This is a genomic window from Brevibacillus sp. MCWH, from assembly GCF_013096935.1.
Taxonomy (GTDB): Bacteria; Bacillota; Bacilli; order Brevibacillales; family Brevibacillaceae; genus Brevibacillus; species Brevibacillus aydinogluensis.
In genome coordinates this window covers 1-474 of record NZ_SDLF01000131.1, presented here as the reverse complement: position 1 = coordinate 474, position 474 = coordinate 1, and the positions used below count along the sequence as shown (strand labels likewise).

Here is a 474-nt window from a genome sequence, read left to right as displayed (position 1 = left end):
CGCCAATTGCAGGGATAGTCGCACTTTGCGATCATTTGCGAATAATTCTCGTTTTTCCATTCAATCCCGTTTCGGGATGGGGAGCGGCCGTGTCGGCGGGTGACGTCAGCAACAGCGAATTCGTGGGTAGCCTGTACCGGGACCACCGCGGCTGGCTGCTTGCCTGGCTGAACCGCAACCTCGGCTGCCGCCAGCGCGCCGAAGACCTCAGCCAGGACACCTTCGTTCGCCTCCTCGGCCGCCCGGAGCTGCCCGGCCTGCGCGAACCGCGCGCGTTCCTGGCGAAGGTGGCGCGCGGCCTGATGATCGACCACTTCCGCCGCGCCGCCCTTGAGCAGGCCTATCTCGCCGAACTGGCGCTGGTTCCGGAAGCGGAGCAGCCTTCGGCCGAAGAGCAGTACCTGATTCTCGAGGACCTCCGCGAGATCGATCGCCTGCTTGGCACGCTGTCGCTGAAGGCGCGCAGCGCGTTTC

At 65.4% G+C, this 474-nt stretch carries 1 protein-coding gene; it reads left to right on the top strand.

Features of this window, described 5'->3' with window-relative positions; translation table 11 throughout:
* Positions 1 to 89: 89 nt before the first annotated feature.
* Positions 90 to 474: sigma factor (locus tag ETC00_RS19720; RefSeq protein ID WP_171567737.1), on the top strand; the 385-nt coding region annotated here is incomplete at its 3' end.